This is a genomic window from Chitinophaga sancti, from assembly GCF_034087045.1.
Taxonomy (GTDB): Bacteria; Bacteroidota; Bacteroidia; order Chitinophagales; family Chitinophagaceae; genus Chitinophaga; species Chitinophaga sancti_B.
Window position 1 is genome coordinate 511,822 of record NZ_CP139247.1, and the last position, 22,727, is coordinate 534,548.

The following is a 22,727-nucleotide window of genomic DNA, read 5'->3' on the forward strand; positions in this document are numbered from 1 at the left end:
TCGGAAAGGGAAAATTTAATTTCACACAGATTGATACAATTATCCCTCCCATCAAATAGAAGATCTATTTGTGCGCCATCTTCCTTATTTTACCAGCATATCGCCAAGGAGGTACTTCTGTATAAACATCAGATATTCCTATTGCTTTTTAATCTGCTGATCATGTTTAATACATATACTTTCGAATGCAAGCCCACTCCAGCTTTTCCATGACGTGCTTTCAGATAGCCGCATCCAGTTGCCCGCTCCATGTGATTTATTATTCTCTATAAATTTTAGGAAATAATTGCTAGCTAGACACCGTTCATTTCTTCACCTCATTTGTGACCAAATTATTATTAGAAATGAAAATATAAAATGATTATTTAAGGTCCGTTTAAAATAAACCAATTTCATTTTCATGACGCAGTTAAAAAGGAAAGAGGGTACGGGGAGTGACGGTATAGTTAATTTTATTAATTTCATCAAAACGAAACTTGTTTCGTATGTAAAAGTTAACTATCGCACAAACAATGACCGGCTGCTGGTAGCATTAACCCTTGTTTGTTGATTAAATTAACCACTTTCTATCTTTCAAATCAAAATTGGCGAATACATATTAATCAAAACAATTCTGCTACCTGACCACGTTAACGATCAAATATTAATTATTTATCATGACAAAACGATATCATACCCTCGGAATACTGCAATTTGGATGGCCGACACTATTGTTGCTGTATTGTATTTCTGTATCAGCTAATCCTCCTGTTAGCCAATATCACACAGATGACAAAACGAAATGGGTAGGTACCTGGGGAACAGCACTTTTGGCAATAGATCCTAAGGACATGCCCCCCAAACCAGGAATGGCTAACCATGTCTTAAGACAGATCGTCTGCGTCTCAATCGGTGCTGATAAACTAAGGCTGAAGTTCTCCAATAAATTTGGGAATAGTCCGCTCGAGATCAGATCGGTACAGATTGCGGTTGCGAAAGACAGTAGCGCGATTGATATGTCAACCATTGCATTGTTAACCTTCAATGGGAAACAGGAAGTTATTTTGCAGCCAGGTACAGAAATTTATTGCGACCCCAAATCGTTTGGGCTAAAGCCGAGGGCCAGAATCGCTATCACTATTTCTTTTGGCGAAGTCCCTTCCATTCTTACGGGGCATGGAGGCTCCCGGACTACCTCTTATCTGTTTGCCAGCAACGCTGCCAAACCCGGTGAAACATACAGGGATATGATCAGGATTGATCATTGGTATATTATTGCAGGAATTGAAGTAGCAGCCAAAAATAATACGGGATCGGTTGTCGTTTTCGGTGATTCAATCGCTGATGGACGCGGTTCCGGGACCAATAAACAGAATCGCTGGCCCGATATATTATCAGAGAATTTGCTAAAAAATCCAGCTACCAGCAAGGTAGGTGTAATTAATATGGGGATCGGTGGTAATGCCATTCTTAAAGGAGGATTAGGACCTACCGGATTGCTACGTTTCGAACATGATGTCCTTGAGCAGAAAGGGGTCAGATGGCTTATTCTGGCAGAAGGAATTAACGACCTTGGCGGAGCACGAGACAGTTTGGCCGCTGATGACATAGCACAAAATCTCATTGCCGCTTATCAACAATTCATAGATCTGGCGCACGCCAAAGGAATAAAGGTGTACGGTGCTACCATCATGCCTTTCAAAAAAAGCTTCTATTATGAGAGCTACAAAAATTCCGCTCGCAACAAGGTCAACGAATGGATCCGGAGCTCGAACCATTTCGATGCAGTCATCGACTTTGATCAGTTGATGAGAGATCCCAATGATAAGGACGTTCTAAAATATGAAGTACAAGCCGGGGCGAATGATTTTCTTCATCCTAACGAACTGGGTTACCGTTTAATAGGCGATGGAATAAACCTGTCTTTGTTTAAGTAATGTTCGTGTAGAATTCCTCTTTTTCCGCAGAATGAGTGCGTGGTCATGGCTTAGATGGTTTTGACTGCAACAGATCCGGAGGTGAATCCTATTTTCTTTGTGAAGTTGTAAAAAGACAACACATTTATTCAAATGTGCTTTCCCATTTCTATTGTTTAAATTCAAGATAGATTCCATGTGTAAGTGCAGGGGATAGTAATAAACTGTTTGTACTCTCACTGCCTTTGATACCTGACTGCTGTAAGATCGTTTTCAATTTTTTCAGATCTTTAACCTGCACAGTGGCCCCTATTACCTGGTGATGCGGGATTACCTGTAATGAGGCTGGCAATAAAATAACTTCGCCTTCTTTCAAGACTGCTGTTTGAGCGATTATTCCTGAGAACATCTTTTTCTGTTTGACTTTTATTCCGAGCTTTTTAAAAAGCTGGAGGTATGTGGGAATGTGATCTGTGGCCAGCCAGATACTTCTAAGGGAGTAGGCAGTATTGCTGTGGGCGAAATGCTCGGGTTTGTCGGTTGGTGAGTGATTTCTTGAGCCGAAAAAGAGTGGGTGTAAAATGTTTGTGTCAATTTGTTTATTTAATGCCGCGGGATTAGTGGCGAAGAGTCCAAAATAAACGGGGCCTTCTCCTTCTTTTAAGGAATTGTAATATTCGGTTGTCAGTGGATCCATGGGTTGTGATGCTGTAATAAGTTCGATTTCGGTACCATCAGGAAATTTGATGTGTTGATTGCGGATGCCGTTTTGATGGAACCTGCCGGGCTTGATAGAGAATCCTAATTTTTTATAGAAGTTGGTGGCGCTGTCAAGATTGTTAACAACCACAGGGATATGGTCGATGCCTATGATGATATCTTTTGGAAGAGGTATAAGTGATAGCGAGAGCAGGGCGAGCAAGAGATGTTTTTTCATTGTAATTGCAGTTTGCTTTTAATGGCTATTAAGCGACGCCGAAATTTAAATAGCTTCCGGCCGGAAAGATGGATAAATTTTCACTAATAAAGACATAAATTTTTGATAAATCATTCATAACCCGGTTCGAAAGATGTCCCCCTCCAGCCAGCACCTGGATAGAACGTTAGGATTGAAGCGCACTGGTTATCAGTTCTTTTTATTTTTTACAACCTAATCTTTGGGCTATCAGGCAGAAGGTTAAAAATTCTCATCTTCCAACATCTCTTCGCGTTGTATTTTTGCTAAATGATAAGTTTCAAAAACGACTATAGCGAGGGAGCGCTTCCTGCTATTTTACAGGCATTAGCAGCTACCAATGATATTCAACAGGGAGGTTATGGAGAGGATGATTATTCGCAACAGGCCATTGATCTCATTAAAGGGAAAATTAGTAACCCTCATACCGCGGTATACCTGGTATCTGGCGGTACACAAGCCAATCTTACTTTTATCTCTTCCGTATTGCGGCCTTATGAATCTGTGATTGCGGCTACCACCGGACATATCTTTCATCATGAAACAGGTGCTATTGAAGCAACCGGACATAAGATAGAAACGGTACTTGCTAATGATGGAAAACTGACACCGGCGCTTGTTGCTTCTTTTATTGATAAAGTGGAGGCGGTGCATATGCCACTTCCACGGCTGGTGTATATTTCGAATTCTACAGAGTTGGGTACACATTATCTCAGGGCAGAACTGATCGCGCTTTGGGAGTATTGTCAGCGTAAAGGTTTGCTGCTTTACCTGGATGGAGCCCGTTTGGCTTCGGGGATGATGGCAGGGGATATCAGTTATCAAGATCTGGGACAGTATACCGATGCATTCTATATTGGAGGCACGAAGAATGGAGCGTTGATTGGGGAGGCGATTGTTATAAACAATCCATCTTTGCAGGAATACTTTGCTTATAATTTAAAAATGAGGGGCGCATTGCTGGCGAAAGGAAGGTTGTTGGGCATTCAGTTCAGGGAGCTTTTTAAGGATGATACTTATTTGTCGATAGGAGCTTATATGAATGAAATGGCGGGGAGGTTATCGGAAGGTATCAGGAAGGCAGGGTATGATTTTTTGATTGAATCAAAGACGAATCAGATATTTCCTATACTGCCGGTGAGGGTGATTCATAAATTACAGGAAAAATATGCGTTTTATGTATGGCAACGGATAGATGAAGAGCAGGCGGCCATTCGGTTGGTGACTAGTTGGAGTACGCAGGGAGCGGTTGTGGAGGCCTTTTTGGAGGATTTGAGGGCTTGTAAATAACGTGACCGAAGAATAATTAATTAGACCTTGCCAACAGAAAATTACAAACTACTGCTATAGATCAATCTTTAAATGGATTCGAACACTTGTAACTTTTAAGATAAAGTGTAATCTCCCGGGATATATTTCCTATCGCATTTACATGATCCACTATCATTTCATCTGTCAGCTCTTTGGTATGCAGGGGGAATACAGAAGGGCGTATATGTGGGTGAAAGATCAGGCCTAAGACCAGGCAATTGGGGTGCGTGTGTAAAATAATTAGGTCCAGGGTCTGGCCGAATACAAAAGTATGGGCCAGTACTTTTCTTCTCCTCCCAGGATCATTCCGGATTGTTGGAAAATGATGCCGGTTCGGCCATCAGCGAAGATGGGGAAGGCGTTTTCAGCGGTTCCTCCGACATACCATATACGTGAAATGTAGGGTTGCAGAAGGGGAGGAATTTGTATGCCCGGAAAAAAATCCATGATAATAACGGTAAGGAAATTTGGTAATTCAAATGATTTATGTACATTCGCGTCCCGAACGGACAAAAACGGATCAGTAGTTCAGTTGGTTAGAATGCCGCCCTGTCACGGCGGAGGTCGCGGGTTCGAGTCCCGTCTGGTCCGCAGAAGGGGACTGATTATCGAAAAGATGATCGGTCCCTTTTTCATTTGAGGGTGGATTGCCCGATAGGTGGGCAATCCGTGAGAAAATGTAGTTGACTTTTGGGGTTCGAAATGCCTCATTTTGGCGGTCGTAGATGATTCCGTTGGGGAATACGAGGGTTTGGAGTTTTTCTTTGGCTCCAGTATCGCTGGAATGCCATACCCTAGCCAGTTTGGAAGAAAGAGATATGGCTTGATTTATTACTTCTTCAGGGTTCGAAATACTGCCGGTGCATTTTTCCAGTTTGGTGGAAATAAGATTCCGCTCCTTACTATACCGGGCGTAAAACTTATCGAACGTCTCCTGCCCTATTTCTTTTAATACATACCTACTTTCCTCCAAGCCGTCGATCTTGTTATCAACCTCCTTTAATTGGGCGGTTAATATTTTCTGTTGTTCTATGTTTTCCCTGTTCATTTCATAATACTCCTCAATAAGTACCTTTCTAAGGGAATCTATCTGATTATCATCAAAACAGAATTGACTTAATAACTGCTCAAATAGTTCATGCATCCTTTTGGCGCTTTTATTGCATTTACAGCCATCCTTTCGGCACTTGTAATACCACAGGGATTTTGCTTTGACTATATACCCTGTAAATGGCTGGTTGCAGGTATCACATTTAATGAAAATTTTAAGGGGTACAGCATCTTGTTCCTTTTTGTGTGGCACTCCGTATCCTCCCGAACCCTGATGAATGTTATTCACCTTTAAAAAGATTTCAGGGCTTATCATCTTCTCATGGTCACCTTCGATTATTTTCCCTTCCAATAAACCGTGATTAATCATACCGCAATAGAAAGGACGTTTAAATATCTTAGTCAACTGCTGCTTATACATTTTTACTCCCATAGCCTTCAGCCTTGAAATAATTTCCTCATTCTTCATACCCTCAGCCTTCCAGATAAATGCTTTCTTTATCTTTTTACCTACCTCGTTTACAACAATTTTACGCTGGTCGTTAATCTTCACTATATCATATCCCTGTGGTGGCTTAGTAACCCAAATACCTTTGTCAAACTTTTCTATCATCCCGGCAACTGCCTTTTGCTTACGCAGTTGATTATCGTACTGACTAAACAAAAAGGTGATATTCTGATGCAATACACCGCTAGGATTAGATGTATCTGTGGGCTGAGTTACCGCAAATATGGTAACACCATAATTTTCCCTTAATTCCTCGGCTAATTTAATAGCAGCACCTCCTGTTCGGGAGAAACGATCAAGTGTATAAACTAATATATGACTCACTTTCCCCTTGCGGGTTTTAATAAAGTCCAACATCCGATTAAACTCTTTACGGCCATCGGTTTTCGCGCTTTCATAAGTGCCTCCAAAGTAACCAATTATACCCAGGTTGTTCTTACGAGCAGATTCTTCGATTGATTTACGCTGAACATCCAGGCTTAAATTATGGTCTGCCTGTTCCTTGCTGGATACCCTGGTATATACCACAGCAGCCTGTGCGGCCACTTTAACAGGTTGTTTTTTGGAATAGTTTCCAAATTGTTTAAAAGCGTTAATAATACTCATGCGGCTAATTTTTCAGGTGTTGGATTAAGATCTACAACTGGTGTCTCAATGGGTTCTGAGTGGTTAACAGATAGTAGGATCCTCGCTAATATTTTAAGTGTTATTAAAAGTTCAGGGTCTGATATATTAAGGCTTTCAGTATTCTTTGATGGTTCAGTTAACTCAGTGTTGCACATAACTCTGTTTAGTCAAATTATAGTTCTTTACATATTATAGTCGAAACTTTGCACGGAAGCGGGTTTTGCATACCTTTGCATCATCCCAAAAGAAAAGCCCAAACAGTAGAAACCGAACGGGCTTAATTAATAAACAAAAATATGAGTCGAAAATAAGCAATTTCCGACTCGTAGAGAGTCGGTTGTTACAATTTCTTCTCAGCTTCACATTTTACTTTAAAAGCAAGACAAAAGACGGAACAGCAAATGCATCTTCTTATTTGAAGGGCTTAATGGTTAGTCGACGACGTAATTGCCAGGTGATGGCTCAGGAACTTCAGAATACTAGTCAGCAATGCTTACACCATTTTATAACCGTTGGCAAGTGGTGTTATTCGAAGCTGATGGATAAGATAACTTTAGACTTCTGGCATCTTTTACAACAGTGTGGACTGGAAGACGATACTTGTTTTATAGTTGATGAAAGCGGCAATCCTAAAAAGGGGAAGCTCTCTGCAGGGGTGAAAAGGCAGTACTGCGGCCAGATTGGAAAAACAGACAACTGTCAGGTTGGTGTGTTTGGAGCTTTATGCGGAGGTAGCCTTGTTAATCTTGTTCAAGCCAGATTGTCTTTAGGATCAGAAGCCACTAAAATTGACCTTGCTAAGGAAATCATTGATCATGTAGTGCTAAAATTAAAGGTGAAGGTAAAATGGGTCTGCTTTGATGCATTTTATGGCCGAGATGCAAATCTATTGTGTTATTTGATAAAGATAGGTTTACCATTCGTTGCCGATGTACCAGATAGCCATGGGATCTGGCTGGAGGCATTCCAAATGAGAGTTCCAGTCAGCGTACCAGGAAAAAGAGGACCTAAAAATGTTTACGCACGACCAAACAGAGAATCTATATCAATCCGTAAATACATGTCTGGATTGAAAAAGAAGGATTGGACGTGGATGAAAATACGTCATCAAAGCAAAAAAACTGTTTGCCTGGTTCCATTGCAGAGAGATTTATATATTCAATCCGTTAACAGAGAAGCGTCAGGAGCTTCAATTATTAATTAGAAAAGATGTTGATGGTACCATTAAATATAGCCAGTGCTATAAACCTGGGGCATCAATAAAAGAGTTGGCTTATATGCAGTGCAAGCGATTCTTTATTGAAAAATCATTTAGAGAAGGTAAAAAAGAGTTAGGACTAAATGAGTATCAGACCCGGAGCGCTCAAAGCTGGCATAAGCACATGGCTATGGTGATGTTGGCGCAACTGTTCCTGAACACTCAAAAACTCTTTTGCTATGAAGAAAAGGTTTGGGTAACAACACAAGATATCATCTTATTGATAAGATCTGTTCTCAAATTAACATTACGATCAATACGAAATATCATAGATGATATTCTTGCAAAACAGCCACCAGATTATAGAAAAATGAAGAAATTATTATTTATTCGAATTTGACTAAATCAAGTTAATATGAAAGTATTTTTTATAGTTGTTAGTATTATTTTCTTTTCACTATGTGGCAATTGTCAAACATTAAAAAAGGAACGCATTACTAAAAATGATAGGATGAAAGGTATTTCCCTTAAGTTCACCTATTCATCCAAAGATAGTTATAGCTTTGTAAGCTTAATATTAAAAAAAGATAATACTTTTGCTTATAGTGCAAATACTATTGGGACTCATCAAGTAAGTGAGGGTACGTGGAAATTGTCAGAAGGTCTGTTAATATTGGAAAGCACATTTCAAATGAATAATATTCCTGTTGAAATAAGTAATCTAGATAATAGAAAATTCGTTGATAGTTGTGATATTGCTGTTGTGGAAAATGTTAAGCATGAACTCCTGACAAATGTTTTTGTAGTAGTTAATAATGACACTATAAAATGTCTCCCAATGATTGGAATGTGTAACAGTGGATATGACAAGATAGATAGCGTTAAAATTGTTTTTGAGAATGGTATGTCATCAGGATGGATTCCCATTAAGTTTAATGAAAAAAAAATAGCAATTACTGTATTGACGGATGTTCCCATTGGGAATTATTTAGTTATGAACGAGCGAAGGTTTAAGTTGGACGGTAATTATTTAAAACAGCTCCCATAGATGGGCATGGTGGATAAATTTAAACCAATAAATGAGTTATATTATGATTTTTATTCTACTGATTTCAAAATTATAATTGAAATGCTATAATGATAGCATATTTATAACCCATAAAAATCCGGAAGGATTTCGCAACATATTAAAATTGAACATACACTCAGCATAAGGGCGAATAACCAGCTTTTTTTCCCTCAAGAAATAAACGAGAGTAATTTTCGCCCTTATAGTTCTTTAGAATTTTACAAAACGTAGAACTGTTTGACTCCATATCTTGATCTTGGTCAACAGAATATACAATAAAGAATCTCACTAACAAATATTAAAAGACCTAGAACTGTTTGACTACATATCTTGGCTAACTGGATGTACGGCAAGGAATTTCACTAACAAACGAATAAATCTTAGATAAATCCTCTTTAAATAAGTTCGAAAGTTGTCCCTGGTAGCCCGCAAAAATTTACAAACCTTCAAGTTCAATGACTTGAAGGTTTGTAAATTTAAAGAATTAGTGAGCGAGTTTCAATATCTCATTATAGATAATTGATAATTAATTACATAATTCGGTTCGAACTGAATTTGCAGAGGTTATGAATTAAAGATAATGAATCAGACTTCAGAATTCGTATGCAATTAAGGGAAGTATCCCAAAAAAGGACGTTACCCATAAGAAACTGGGCGATGATCCTGAACCAGTTTTTGACTATCTTCGGTGATAGAGTAAGAATCTAGTAAACTTTTTTAAAGCCTCAATTGAAACTTACACAGTCATTGAAATAGTTCCTTTTAGCTGCCTCATAAAAGTGAAATGATTGAATTTTAATCATATTGTAAATCAACTCATTCTGTTTGGAATCGTTAATATTATCGTTGGTAAGTTGGTTGTATAATTTAAAAAGCCTTCACCAAAAATTGAATTTCCTCCTACTACAAGGAGAGTATTGATTAATGGGCGCCCTGCCCAATATTCTTCCCTGCTGATAGTTATTAAGCATTTACTCAACCGTTTCCTGTTTATGGAATTCATCTAACACCCCAACATTTCAAACATTTGATAATACCGTATGGGCTTCTTGGGTTTAGCTCTTTCGACCAAAATTTGTTTAATTGTAAAATGGTTCATTGTCAATAATTTTAACCAAAGGTAGATTTGGCGCAAATTGTTAACTGATTTGTTAAGAATAGATAAGAAAACCAAGTTCTTATTTTTTTGATAATTGATTATATGTATTGATAAATAATTAGTATGAGGTGGATAATAATATATTTATTACGAACTATTCGTAAAAGCATTATACTAATACCCAAACAACACAATTATTGCGCATAAAACTTATACTGTCATTTTCTGTATAGGTAAATAGTATTTCCCTTATCGTTAGTAAATTATCGTACAAATATTTTGTACTGATAGCGTGTGCCCTTTTTTTATCATTAAAAGTATTAACTTCCTTTTACCATTTTAATGCATTGTTTGTAAAAAACAATTATTACTTTAGAGATGATAACCAACGTTAAAGTATCTGCCAGCCAGAAAGAATAAATATGATATATTTTATTTAACCCAGACCAACATTTTAAGCTGAATAATGAAGTATCCTTATTACCGTCAACATGACTTGATGGATTGTGGACCCACGTGCCTACGTATGATTGCTAAATTTTATGGTAAATCTTACGGCGCGCAATATTTAAAGAAAAAGTGCCAACAGCATCGCTATGGTACATCCTTACTTGGAATCAGTGAGGGTGCCGAGAGCATCGGATTCAAAACCCTAGCTGTCAAAATTGATTTTGGTACATTTGTAAAGAAGGCCATTTTGCCTTGCATTGTTCTTTGGGATCAGGTACACTATGTTGTCGTCTATAAAGTCTCGGCAACGCAGGTTTTAATTGCTGATCCAGCCAGAGGAAAACTAAAACTTACAGCGAATGAATTCAAAGAAAAGTGGTTAAGCATTAAAGAAGAAACGATCCGCTCCGGCGTAGTTTTACTATTAGATCCGGCAGCAAATTTTAACGATGCCGAAGAGGATCAGCCAGAACACAAAGTGGGAATCGATCTGAAAAATGTACTGGCACATTTTGGCAGGCTCAAAACCCTAATAGCCCAACTTGGACTGGGTATGCTGGTAGGAATGGTATTACAGTTAATCCTGCCGTTTCTTACCCAGTCATTAGTGGATGTTGGCATTGCAGGTAATGACCTGAACTTCGTCACGATTGTATTGGTGGGGCAGCTCATGATTTTTCTGGGAAGTACCGTCGTGGATTTTATCCGTAGCTATATACTATTACATGTGGGTACAAGAGTGAATATTTCTCTGCTCACAGAGTTTTTTATGAAATTGATGAAGTTACCTATGTCATATTTTGATTCCAAAATGACAGGTGATACCATGCAACGATTGGGTGATCATAATCGCATTCAATCCTTTTTCACGAATACCTTGTTAACTACTGCTTTTGGCATCGTCAACTTTGTCGTATTCACTTTTCTTGCTGTTTCTTATAGTACTCAACTGTTTTTCATATTTCTTGGTGGTAGCATCTTATATCTGTTTTGGATACTACTATTTATGCCGGTAAGGAAGAGAATGGATTTCAGGCAGTTTAGTTTAAATGCGGGCAACCAGAGCCTTACGATCGAGATGATTCAGGGAATGCAGGAAATCAAGCTCAATAATGCCGAAAAGCAAAAACGGTGGAAATGGGAGATTATTCAGGCCAGGATATTTAAACTGAGCATTCGCAATTTATTTATTAATCAGTTTCAGTCAGCAGGTGCGATGCTGATCAATCAGGCCAAGAATATTCTGGTTTCATTTATTGCTGCCAGGGAAGTGATTAATGGAAATATATCATTGGGTGGCATGATGGCCATTCAATATATCATCGGACAGCTGAATAGCCCTATACAACAAATTATTCAGTTCATACAGGCATTGCAGGATGCTAAAATCAGTATGGAGCGGATTAATGAGGTGCATAAAATGGAGGATGAAAATGCTCCTGAGAAGGTGTTGCTCGAAGGATTGCCAGCCAGTAAGCGCATTGAGCTGAACAATGTTAGTTATATGTACCCTGGTTCAAATGATAATTATGTATTGAAGAATATTCAGTTACAAATCCCTGAGGGGAAAACGACTGCCATTGTAGGTACTAGTGGTAGCGGTAAAACGACGCTGTTAAAACTACTGCTAAGATTTTATAACCTCGAAGAAGGTGAAATCAGGGTAGGGGGATCCCGGCTTAGTCAGTACAATACTGGTGTGTGGCGGGGAAAATGCGGTATTGTCATGCAGGAAGGTTACATCTTTTCTGATACAATCGCCGCCAATATTGCTGTGGCAGATGAAACGCCTGACTACGACAGATTATTGCATGCTATCAAAGTAGCCAACTTACAGACCTTTATTGACTCTCTGCCCATGGGCATGAATACAAAAATTGGTAGCCAGGGTAATGGTGTTAGCCAGGGACAGAAGCAAAGAATTCTAATTGCCAGAGCTGTATATAAAGACCCCGATTATATCCTGTTCGATGAAGCTACGAACTCGCTGGATGCTAACAATGAGCTGGTTATTATGAATAATCTGGAGTCCTTCTTCGAAGGACGTACTGTCGTGATTGTAGCGCATAGACTGAGCACGGTGAAAAAAGCGGATAACATAGTGGTACTGCGGGATGGCCAGATTAAAGAATCGGGCACCCATGAATCGCTGTTGGAGCTCAGACAGGAATATTATGAATTGGTGAAAAATCAATTAGAACTTGGTAATTAACACGTTATGAAAAATCAGGATGCAAATTTATATTCAGACGAAATGAATGAAATAGTAGGGCAAATCCCCCCGTTTCTAATGAAATACGGCATTTTCATATTTATTGCTATTCTGCTCTTAATAGGGGGAGTGAGCTGGGTAGTCTGGTATCCGGAAATTGTGGCTGGCAAAGGAACCATATATGCTATGAACGCACCTAAGACAGTGAGCCCAAAACTGGGTGGACAAATAGCCCGTTTATTGGTACAGGAAGGTGATACGGTCAATCCGGAACAAACGCTGGCCATCATGAAATCCTTAGCAGAATATGAAGAAGTGGAAAAATTATCGTCTCACGTAAAGCAATGGTATGAAGCTGCCCAAAATGAAGAGTGGAGTAAAATCAATGTATTACCATCTGATTATAAAAATATCGGCGAATTACAAACGGCCTTTCAATCTTTTTATTTGAACTATGTACAGGCCAGGAATTTTATATTCAATGGTAACTATGTTGTGAAGAAGAATATGTTGCTCAGAAGTATTCTTTACAATGATTCTCTGAAGCACAATCTGTTGAAGCAAAAGAGCATTTACGAAAATGACTACCAGCTGTCTGACAGTGATTTCAAAGCACAGCAATATTTATATAAGGAGCGGGTCATTGCTAAATCAGAGTTTACAGCACAGGAAAGCAAGCTACTGGCGAAAAAAGTACCGTTGGAAAATGTAGAATCAAATATCCTGAATAACAGAATCACGATGATATCTAAAGAGCAGGAACGGATGGACCTGGACGACCGGTATAACCAGTACAGCCTTAGCTTTAATCAGGCGCTTAATAACCTGTGGTTTGCTATAGGGCAATGGAAACAGCAATATATACTGAGTGCAACTGCCGGGGGACGAGTAGTATTTCAGGAAATGATACAGGAAGGTCAGGAAGTAGATGCCGGTAAAGCCTTGTTTTATATTGAATCGCTTGACCAGAATTGTTTTGCTCAGGTAAAGGTGCCTCAATCCAACTTTGGAAAGTTACAGTTAAATCAACCAGTAAGACTGGCGCTACCCAGTTATCCTTCCCAGGAATACGGACGGCTTTCCGGTAAAGTTACCTATATCTCAAGAATGCCGGATAAGGATATGAATTATATGGTGAAGGTGTTTTTAACAGACGGATTGGTGTCGGACCGGGGATTTCACCTGGCCTTCTCAAATGAGTTGCAGGCAGATGCTGAAATCGTTACCGGTAAAGAGCGTATTATTAACAAACTGATGGCTGCAATGAATAGCGGTTACAAAAAGTAAATGGAGGTATTATGTCTTTCCTGAAATACATACAAAAGCTTAGAGTCATGGATTCATTTATCAGAAGAAAAGCTACAGGTACACAGGAGCAATTTTGCAGCCGGTTATGTATAAGCCGTAGTTTACTGAACAGTTATATCCATGAAATGCGGGAGCTGGGATTCCCGGTTAAATATGATAAGAAACGTAAAACCTATTACTACGAAGAGGATGGACAGATTGTAAATGAACTGTTCCAAAAGCGAATTCCCAAAGATGAAATGAAAAATTATAATGGAGGAGGGGTAATAGTCCAGATATATTAGACTGTCAACTTCGAATTTTGCTTTTAATAATGAATATCTAATTAAAAGCATAAGCCAATGTTATTCCTATCCGCATTGTTTAGCCCGGAGATCAGTCACAATAGTGCAGAGACCGTACAACAATTATTATTATTAAAGAAGGTCAAAGTCACCGATAGTACCATTAACCGAAGTCTTGAAGAACATGCAGATTACCCGTCGTTGTTAAGTATTAGTGATGCATTGTTCCGCTGGAAAGTAGATAATGTTACTATAAGGGCTTCGGTCGATCAGTTAAGGGTTTTGCCTTTACCATACGTAGTGAAGTTGCAGCATGAGCAATCTTCATTTTTCACAGTTGTGAAAGAATGGAGTAATGGTAAAGTGCTGATCAATGATGCTGTATCTAAAAAATGGCAATGGATGGATGAAACTATTTTCCTTGAAAGATGGAAAGGTTTTGTCATGCTTGCAGAACAGGATGCACAATCCGGTGAACAGGAATATGTAAAGCAAAAGAAAAGAGCCGACCAGAAGAAGCTTACCTTTTTATCAACACTCATTGTTGTGCTGGGCCTATGGTTGGTCCCTGTCATTTTAAATATAGCCACTTATTCATGGATGGCATGGCCGGTTGTTGCCGCAATGACTTTAAAGTTTTTTGGCAGCTATATAGGTAGTTTACTGTTATGGTATGAAGTGGATAAGTCCAATGCCGGTTTACAAAAAGTTTGTAAAGCAGGTAAGAAAATCAATTGTCAGGCTATTCTGAATTCCAATGCGGCAAAGGTAATAGGCAGGTTTAGCTGGAGTGAAATTGGATTCTTTTACTTTATTGGCGGTTTTATTTCACTTCTGGTAACGGGTATGGATAATAATATCCTTACAGCATTGGCCTGGCTGAATGTGCTGGCATTGCCCTATACTTTATTTTCTGTTTACTATCAATGGAGAATAGCCCGTCAATGGTGTTCTTTGTGTCTGACAGTGCAGGGTATACTGGTTGCAGAATTTATTGTGAATCTGTTCGGTCATCAGCTAGCTCTGCCTTTCTGGAGTATAGCAGGGGCAATGACGCTGCTAGCCGCATTTGTACTGCCTGCATTGATCTGGTTTATCATTAAACCCATCTTTATTGCGGCAAAAGATAGCCGGAGCCATGAATTGGAAGTGCTGCGTATGAAGCGCAATCCCCAGTTGTTTCAAAGCCTGCTGCAGAAGCAAAGGGTCATCGAAAGCGATACGACAGGCCTTGGTATCAGTTTAGGTAATCCTAATGGTAGCATTAAAATAACCAAAGTTTGTAACCCATATTGTGGCCCTTGTGCTAAATCACATGTCCATATCGATGAACTCCTGGATGGAAATCCTGAAGTACAGGTGCAAATCATTTTTACCATGAAAGGGGATATCAATGATATGAATAATGTGCCTGTAAAACATTTGATGGCTATTCATCAGTTGGGCGATGAGAAATTGACCAGGCAGGCCTTGGATGCCTGGTATAACGCACCTGTCAAAGATTATAATGTATTTGCCGCAAGGTTCCCTAAGCATGAAGCCGTACAACAGCAGGATGCAATGGTAGTACGAATGGGCGAGTGGTGCCGTGAAACCAATATCGCCTTTACGCCTACATTCTTCCTGAATGGACGTCAGTTCCCAGATACTTATAGCATAAGCGATTTAAAATATTTCCTAAGCTAGCTAGGAAAAGGCTGTAGCTCTGGCCTGATAATGAGCAATTGTTTGATCTGTTAAAAAAAGAATTATGAAATCATTAAGTGAAAAATTTCAGTTCCTGAATCTGGAAGCAGACAGAGTATTGACCCGTGATGAGTTAAAAAGTATTTATGGCGGTGCAGAATGTGGTCCGGCAGCAGGCGGTGCCGTATGCCCTAACAACCTTTGCTGCAGTGCCTATGGCTTCTGTGGAGATACGACTGGGTATTGTGATGCAAATTGTGATAATCTATGTAGTGAACCAAGCGGTAAATGTACAACAGGCGGAGGAATGCCCGGTACTTGTACAGCAGTTACTTGTCTTGCAACTGGAGGTTATTTCTACGAATGCTTTGCTTAAATTAACCATTCAACTTGCCTGATAATTTTTATTATCAGGCTTTTTTTTTAATTTAATAGTTATGATTAAATATATTCTGATATTAAAATTGTTGTTACCAGTCCTGATAGCAAAGGGTCAGTCATTTGAATTAAATGGTATTATTGAAGGGAAAGATAGCGGCGTTATATTTCTCTATTATAAAAGCACAGAACGATATCAACTGGACAGTGCTAAGATTAAAAATGGCCATTTTCATTTTCAGGGGGAAATTGCCGGACCAGTAATCGCTTCTCTGAATAAATTCAGACCGGAAAAGCTGAAGAGTATTCACGACCGGAATGAATTCTATATAGACCCTACAAAAATGGATATCACTGTGGAAGCCGATAAGTTTGAGCATTTCACTCTGAAAGGTGCTGCGACCGACAAGGACCGGGTATCGCTTATAAAATCCCAACAGTCAGAACGGGATAGTATCAACCTGCTCTCAGCTGCTATCGAAGCCACCACTGATAAGAATTTAAAATTAACATATATTCAGGCTACCAACCGGCTTAACCATATTATTCATGAAAAGGATTCGGTGTTCATCGTGCATCATCCGGATTCATATGTTGCTGCAGATCTGTTGCAAAAAAGTATAAGTTTTCATACCATTCGTTTTACCTCATACGACAGCCTTTATCAAAGAATGCCACTGGCCATTCAGCAGAGTGAAGTAGGCAAAAAGATAAAGGTTACAGTTGACAAAGAGAAAGCAGTTTCACCAGGAATGATAGCACCCGTATTCCCTGCCATAGATACCCTGACAGGTAAAAAGGCCATATTGCTGGACTTCTGGGCATCCTGGTGTATTCCCTGCCGCCAGCTGGCTCCACAGCTACATCAGCTATATGAGCAGTATAAGAATAAGGTTGAATTTATCAGCATATCACTGGACAAGAATAAAGCTGACTGGATAAAAGCCACTCAGGAAGATAATATCAGCTGGGTGAATATACTTGAAGACAATCCCCAACAGTTATCCGGCAGGTACTTTGTATCCACTATACCTACTTATGTATTGATAGGAGCTGATAAAAAGATCATAGGTTATTATGCGCCGCTAACATGGCAGGAGCTCAAGACCGCGCTGGTCAATGTTAACTAATTATAAATTCCCCCTGAGGTGCCGGCGGTAGGTATGCCTTTCATTCTGAAGTTATATAAGTATGAAAAGGCTATTACTAATCCCCGCACTATTCCTGTTAGTGATGACAACTTTGCCCAGCAAACAGGGCATTTTATTCTGATTACAATAGATGGTTTCAGACCCGACTTTTATCAGGATGCTTCCTGGGGTATGGTGAATCTGCGCATGATGAGAGATAGTTGTACTTATGCAGATGGTGTAAACAGTGTATTCCCAACTGTCACCTATCCCAACCGCACTTCCCTGATTACAGGTGTGACCCCGTCAAAACATGGCATCTATTACAACACTCCCTTTGAATCCAAAGGGGCTACCGGTGTCTTGTATTTTCATTACGATTCATAAAAGGTGCCAACGCTTTGGGATGCGGTACATATTGGAACGGTATGGAAAAGTTGACCTAGTAGTTAGAGGCTACCAGTCAAACCTATATTCCATTTACTACGCAACAAGATTGGAGCCCCAAAAGTATCTGGAAAGCAATGGAGAGGACCACTCCAAACCAGACCTGTATTATTTGAGCGAGGCTTATAAATGTATAAAGGACTGGTTCTTTGACCTGAAACGAGGCGTATCCGACGACGTGATGAATGATATCAGAAGGATACTCCTTCCTTCTTTATAAGACTCAAGCAAAATTCCTGAATGGAGCGTCCAGCCAATCTGGTATGAAATAAAAGACGAGAACGAAAAAGTGAAGATCTCTTCAAACGCCTAAACCGCGGCAAAATTCCTTTAACCAGTACCGAACTGATAAAGGCCAAATTCGTAATCACGGATGCTTTTAATGGGCTAGCCGAATACGATCAAATAAAACGAAAAACCCAATTCATACAAATATGGGAACCCGCAAAAAATTATAGCAATAAAATAGAATACCTCTTTAATATAAAAACAGGAAATAAAGACAAGGAAAAGGATCCCCCTGTATACCTTTATTCGTTTCTTTGACACCAAAGGAACCGCCGAAACCCCGTGGGAAAAATGGATTGAAATAGAAAAACATACCGACACACACTCCCTCTTCTACTGGTACCTCGACAAGAACTGCTACCATCAAATAGGCTATTTTATAGCCACTGGCCCCAAAGGTAGCAATTTAACATCCATAAAATCCATTCACACCAGAACCGACTTCGACAAAAAGATAAAAGAGCTCATTTCCCAAACCATTCCCGACAATTCGGAAGATCTTCTTTAATTGTTAAACTGGCTTCCTTTGAATTTGCTTAATGCCATACTATATGCATTTTATAATATATTATTTGCATAGTAGCTGAAGAAGTGTTTGCATACTCATTAAGTGATGCTCTGAATAATTCGTCCTGTGTTGTAATAATATTCTCAATTGCGGAACTGCCCTGAGCTTCCTGTAAATTGATAGTATCGATAAATATTGCAGGGTTAGGGACGTTAGTAATTGCTCCTTCGAGTTCAGATAAGGCTCGGCCAGCTAATATAGTCTTTTTAAGGATAGCGATATCCTCTATAACTTTTTCCGGTGGTAATAACGGCAGATCATAATATGGAATGGCGTGATTAAATGACATTTTTCTATTTATAAACTTGGAGAAAAAATTGCCCTTAATACGAAAACGAGGGCAAATATCCTGATTTTTCGCCCTCGTTTATCAAGCAGGGGTAAAAATTACCTTCGTTTTAAATTCTAGAGAAAATATGAAAGGTTGATATGGTAATTAATATTATCAAATTGACAGATCATTTGTGCTAATAAAGAAATCAATAATAGATAAATCCTCTATGAATAAGTTCGAAAGTTGTCCCTCGTAGCCCGCAATAAAGCAAGACCCGCTCTATGAGCGGGTCTTGCTTTTTAAAACCTATTTTGATGGATAACTAAGATATTTGTTATCAACTACATAACCGTTCGAAATCGATGATTGCTTTTGATATGTACCTACCCATCTAAGCATTTATATCCCTTATTCTCTGTTGTGCTAACTGTATTGCCATCTGTAGCTTTTGTTTCAGCAATTCTTTTGATGGCAATTCAAGAAGATATTGCGCAACATGTATACCCGCCGAATCAAGTTCTAAAAGTTCTACCAATTCATCATTTTTATCCGCACAAAGAATTAATCCAATTGGAGAAAGTTCATGAGGTTGTTGTTCATATTTAGCCAGCCACCTGAGATACAATTCCATCTGGCTTTTATGACTATGCTCAAACTTCCCTAATTTGAGGTCTATAGCAACTAAACGCCTTAGCTTACGGTGATAAAATAACAGATCTATATAATAATCTGTATCATCAATGGAAATTCTCTTTTGCCTGGCGAGAAAAGCAAAATCATTGCCTAGCTCTAATATGAATAACTGTAGCTGGTATATAATTGCCTGCTCAAGATCTCTTTCATTGTATGTATCCCGTAAACCAAGAAAATCAAGTATATAGGGATCTTTAATAGTAAAATCTACTGTCATTCCTCTCCTATTTTGTAATAATTCAAGGTCATTCTTGATTACAAGCTCAGGCTTTTTGCTGATGGCAGTACGCTCATACAGCATAGAATTAATTCGTTCCTGTAGCTGCCGGCTACTCCACCTCTCATTTGAGGCCATTGTCAAGTAAAAGTCCCGCTGCACTTCATCTTTTAAATAGGCAATGGTTTTTATGTGCGTCCAGCTCAATTGTCTCCGCACTGCGGAGACAATTTGTGTTTTTGTAAAGATTTCCGCACAACGGAGGCAATGCCTTAATGTTTTATCATCCCAGCCTTTGCCAAAGGCTTCCATTAACGAAATAGATATCTTCTTAACTATTTCCTTTCCGTAGCCAGCCCTTTGATTCCCCAGAACATAATTATTTAATTTTGTGCCAATATTCCAGTATAATAGTACGAGTTCTGTATTTACTGCTATTAGCACCTTGTGCTTACTATTTTCAATTATCTGACTTATTTCGTCAAATAAGATTTTCTCTTCTTTTATCAATTTATTCTCCATTCCAAAGATTCATTCGGTTGAAATATTTGAATGTATTAAAATTACTACATCCATAGATGAATAACAAATCTCCTTAAAGGATTCGTAGAGGTGTAAATAAATGAATATCAATTAAATAACAAGATTTTCATTTAAAGAATAGCGCGAGTAACAAGGAGTTATAATTCACTTTTCAATTACCTTTGAGCAAAGCGGTATAATTGTTAAATGCTCTAATAAAGATCGCTGTAATTTAGTAATAGCAAATTCGATCTGCTGGATACACTGTGACACACATACGGGTTCCCAATATTTGACCAGAATATCCAGAGCCATTATGCTCTACGATTTTCAGAAGAAGCTTTAAACCTTTTTTAGTGTTTATGATTTAAATTTAGGAGAAATAGTTTTTGTTGATGACAACCTTTAATTACATAACAATAACATTATCACTAGGCGCACTTATTGTTTCAATTTTGACTTTTTGGCTTACAAGAATAAGAAGTGGGAAAGTTAAAATGACTAAACCAACTATTATCTTCTTTGGCCCCGATGGTGGTGGCGAACGACACAACAAAGTATTTATTAGGACCTTACTATACAGTACTTCAGATAAAGGACAATATATTCAGAATATGTTTATTCGCCTCAGTAGAGCTGAATCGGTTCAGAATTTTAATGTTTGGGTGTATTTGTTTTCAACCCTATAAGTATTCGAAGTCAAATCGTTTCTGCGCTTAGGTTTCCAGTTAACTAATTTTCGAATAAGGCTTCCATCGTAATTTCTTTCTGTATAAGATTAACATAGTTATCATTTTTTTTGGCTCCATATGTAGTTATAAGAGTAAGAAATAATGTTTTACGGGTTTGGGTTTTCTGTCGGAAAACTCTTTCTTTTTGCGCTAATGCAGCAGCATATTTTTTGTCTATAACAAATTCAGAAATGGAAAATTTAATTTCACACAGATTGATACAGTTATCTCTCCTATCAAATAGAAGGTCTATTTGTGCTCCATCTTCTTTCTCTTTAGCAGAGTAACGCCATGGAGACACTTCTGTATAAACATCAGCTATTCCTATTGCTTTTTTAATCTGTTGCTCATGTTTAAGGCATATACTTTCGAATGCAAGCCCACTCCAGCTTTTCCATGACGAGCTTTCTGAAAGTCGCATCCAGACACCCGCTCCATGTGATTTACTATTCTCTATAAATTTTATATAAAAAATTGAATACTCATCTGTTAGCTTATAGATACTATCCCGGGAAGTTTTTTCAAAAGGCACATAGGGTGTGATAAATCCAGACTCCGACAGTTCTTCCAATAATTGTGTAGTACCTCCGCCGGAAGTCAGCGAGCAGACTTTAATTATTTCATTTCTTGTCAGCCCTCCTGGTTTAGCTGCCAACGCCCTGATCACTTCCATGTGATGTAAGGCTTCTTCGAATAATGAATGAAAAAGTATTTTGAATTCATTGTGCAATAACCCATTCTTGTTAAAACATGTTCTATCTAATACCTGCGCTGTACTCTCTCCTTTATTTACTTCTTTAAGATATAAAGGAACGCCACCCATTGCCATGTACAGTTGCAATAACTGATATTGATCCAGTTTTATCTTTCTACTATTCAAATACGCTTCCATCTCGCTAAGATTAAAAGGTAACAAGCGAATCCTTTTTGTTACCCTGTTATGTAGCCCTCCCCGGTTATTAATTACTTTCTGTATCATCCATGACGCAGCAGACCCACAGATTACTACAACGAGGTTTTCCTGCCTGGAAGCCCACATATTCCAGAAATTTTCGAATGCCTGCATAAAGCCCGATCTTGGCGTTTGGATCCAGGGAAATTCATCAAAAAAGAGTACTCGCTTTTGCTTTTTTATAAGCGGGGCTACGTAACTTTCTAACAGGCTAAAGGCCTGTCTCCAATTACCTGGAATATCAATAGGTGAAACTTTCACAGAGCGGGTAAGGGCCTGAGCGAAATTAGCCAGTTGGTCACTAAGAATCGCATTATGAACACCTGAAAATTCAAAAATCAGCTCCTTTTGGTAAAAGTTCCGGATCAGAAAAGTTTTCCCGATTCTTCGTCTACCATATATTGCCACTAATTCAGCCTCATTGGACAATAAAGCCCTTTGTAGTATAGCTTTTTCATCCTCTCTTCCTATAAGATATTCCATTGTCTATTTAATTTATATTTCGCCATAACTATATAAAGTTATGTGGTTATGGCGAAATATAAAAAATTATTTTCCATCAATCAAACTGACAAACAGACACTTATGAAAATATAAATGAATTACTCCTTGGTAAATAAGAGTGTCAATTTTGTATTGAACAACTAAGCTCAAATAGGATTGAGGATATAATGGCAGGATTAACGTTGTTTCCATTTCTATACTTTATTTGTAGCAAAGTATTTTTAACAGAGCGTAGTCAATGATGCACAACCATGGTAGATAAAAATTTCACTATTTTAAGAATTCCAGTTGTTCATTTCAATATACTCCATGATGATAGACAAATCATCTTAGAATTGGTTCGAAAGTTGTCCCTCGTAGCCCGCTAATAT

17 protein-coding genes, 1 tRNA gene and 1 pseudogene are annotated in these 22,727 nt (G+C 38.6%); 14 read left to right on the forward strand and 5 right to left on the reverse strand.

Annotated features, from left to right (window positions below; all coding sequences use genetic code 11):
* The first annotated feature begins 656 nt into the window (after nucleotides 1-656).
* Nucleotides 657-1,916, forward strand: a complete 1,260-nt coding sequence (locus SIO70_RS02190) for an SGNH/GDSL hydrolase family protein (RefSeq protein ID WP_320579054.1) — start codon at nucleotides 657-659, stop codon at nucleotides 1,914-1,916.
* A gap of 148 nt (nucleotides 1,917-2,064) precedes the next feature.
* Here the strand turns inward: SIO70_RS02190 and SIO70_RS02195 are convergent, their stop codons facing one another.
* Complete coding sequence (locus tag SIO70_RS02195) at nucleotides 2,065-2,832, reverse strand: VOC family protein (RefSeq protein WP_320579056.1); 768 nt, start codon at nucleotides 2,830-2,832, stop codon at nucleotides 2,065-2,067.
* A 288-nt stretch (nucleotides 2,833-3,120) separates the two neighbouring features.
* Here SIO70_RS02195 and SIO70_RS02200 point away from each other — a divergent pair, with 288 nt between their 5' ends.
* Nucleotides 3,121-4,140 (forward strand): threonine aldolase family protein, encoded by a 1,020-nt coding sequence (locus tag SIO70_RS02200; protein ID WP_320579058.1) that lies wholly within the window; start codon nucleotides 3,121-3,123, stop codon nucleotides 4,138-4,140.
* A gap of 538 nt (nucleotides 4,141-4,678) precedes the next feature.
* Nucleotides 4,679-4,752 (forward strand) — tRNA-Asp (locus tag SIO70_RS02205).
* Nucleotides 4,753-5,548: 796 nt separating this feature from the next.
* On the opposite strand, the pseudogene SIO70_RS33325 reads toward SIO70_RS02205, so the two are convergent.
* Nucleotides 5,549-6,325, reverse strand: a pseudogene (locus SIO70_RS33325) (recombinase family protein); the annotation flags it as partial.
* 448 nt (nucleotides 6,326-6,773) lie between these two features.
* Here SIO70_RS33325 and SIO70_RS02210 point away from each other — a divergent pair.
* The 11 genes from SIO70_RS02210 to SIO70_RS02260 all read left to right on the forward strand — a co-directional run bounded on the left by SIO70_RS02210 (nucleotide 6,774) and on the right by SIO70_RS02260 (nucleotide 17,827).
* Nucleotides 6,774-7,550, forward strand: coding sequence for a transposase (locus tag SIO70_RS02210; protein ID WP_320582082.1), 777 nt, complete (start codon nucleotides 6,774-6,776; stop codon nucleotides 7,548-7,550).
* Nucleotides 7,551-7,623: 73 nt separating this feature from the next.
* On the forward strand, nucleotides 7,624-7,944 hold the full coding sequence (locus SIO70_RS02215; protein ID WP_320579060.1) for a hypothetical protein: 321 nt from the start codon (nucleotides 7,624-7,626) through the stop codon (nucleotides 7,942-7,944).
* Nucleotides 7,945-7,959: 15 nt separating this feature from the next.
* Nucleotides 7,960-8,592 (forward strand): hypothetical protein, encoded by a 633-nt coding sequence (locus tag SIO70_RS02220; protein WP_320579062.1) that lies wholly within the window; start codon nucleotides 7,960-7,962, stop codon nucleotides 8,590-8,592.
* Between the two features lie 1,646 nt (nucleotides 8,593-10,238).
* Complete coding sequence (locus SIO70_RS02225) at nucleotides 10,239-12,374, forward strand: peptidase domain-containing ABC transporter (protein WP_320579064.1); 2,136 nt, start codon at nucleotides 10,239-10,241, stop codon at nucleotides 12,372-12,374.
* Between the two features lie 78 nt (nucleotides 12,375-12,452).
* Entirely contained in the window at nucleotides 12,453-13,661 is a 1,209-nt protein-coding gene (locus SIO70_RS02230; RefSeq protein WP_320579066.1) for an HlyD family secretion protein, read from the forward strand.
* Between the two features lie 47 nt (nucleotides 13,662-13,708).
* Entirely contained in the window at nucleotides 13,709-13,966 is a 258-nt protein-coding gene (locus SIO70_RS02235) for a hypothetical protein (RefSeq protein ID WP_320579068.1), read from the forward strand.
* Nucleotides 13,967-14,023: 57 nt separating this feature from the next.
* Complete coding sequence (locus tag SIO70_RS02240; RefSeq protein ID WP_320579070.1) at nucleotides 14,024-15,652, forward strand: vitamin K epoxide reductase family protein; 1,629 nt, start codon at nucleotides 14,024-14,026, stop codon at nucleotides 15,650-15,652.
* A gap of 64 nt (nucleotides 15,653-15,716) precedes the next feature.
* Complete coding sequence (locus tag SIO70_RS02245; RefSeq protein WP_320579072.1) at nucleotides 15,717-16,028, forward strand: hypothetical protein; 312 nt, start codon at nucleotides 15,717-15,719, stop codon at nucleotides 16,026-16,028.
* A gap of 61 nt (nucleotides 16,029-16,089) precedes the next feature.
* Nucleotides 16,090-17,160 carry a TlpA disulfide reductase family protein gene (locus tag SIO70_RS02250; protein ID WP_320579075.1) on the forward strand — a complete coding sequence of 357 codons (1,071 nt, stop codon included), beginning with the start codon at nucleotides 16,090-16,092 and terminating at the stop codon, nucleotides 17,158-17,160.
* A gap of 18 nt (nucleotides 17,161-17,178) precedes the next feature.
* A complete protein-coding gene (locus SIO70_RS02255; protein ID WP_320579077.1) occupies nucleotides 17,179-17,547 on the forward strand; it encodes an alkaline phosphatase family protein in 369 nt (122 codons plus the stop codon).
* A 19-nt stretch (nucleotides 17,548-17,566) separates the two neighbouring features.
* Nucleotides 17,567-17,827: a hypothetical protein gene (locus SIO70_RS02260; RefSeq protein ID WP_320579078.1), complete on the forward strand. Its 261-nt coding sequence runs from the start codon at nucleotides 17,567-17,569 to the stop codon at nucleotides 17,825-17,827.
* A 604-nt stretch (nucleotides 17,828-18,431) separates the two neighbouring features.
* Here the strand turns inward: SIO70_RS02260 and SIO70_RS02265 are convergent.
* The 3 genes from SIO70_RS02265 to SIO70_RS02275 all read right to left on the reverse strand — a co-directional run bounded on the left by SIO70_RS02265 (nucleotide 18,432) and on the right by SIO70_RS02275 (nucleotide 22,335).
* Nucleotides 18,432-18,752 (reverse strand): Fic/DOC family N-terminal domain-containing protein, encoded by a 321-nt coding sequence (locus SIO70_RS02265; protein ID WP_320579080.1) that lies wholly within the window; start codon nucleotides 18,750-18,752, stop codon nucleotides 18,432-18,434.
* Between the two features lie 376 nt (nucleotides 18,753-19,128).
* Nucleotides 19,129-20,169, reverse strand: coding sequence for a PDDEXK nuclease domain-containing protein (locus tag SIO70_RS02270; protein WP_320579083.1), 1,041 nt, complete (start codon nucleotides 20,167-20,169; stop codon nucleotides 19,129-19,131).
* 732 nt (nucleotides 20,170-20,901) lie between these two features.
* On the reverse strand, nucleotides 20,902-22,335 hold the full coding sequence (locus SIO70_RS02275; protein ID WP_320579085.1) for an ATP-binding protein: 1,434 nt from the start codon (nucleotides 22,333-22,335) through the stop codon (nucleotides 20,902-20,904).
* Nucleotides 22,336-22,727 lie beyond the last annotated feature (392 nt).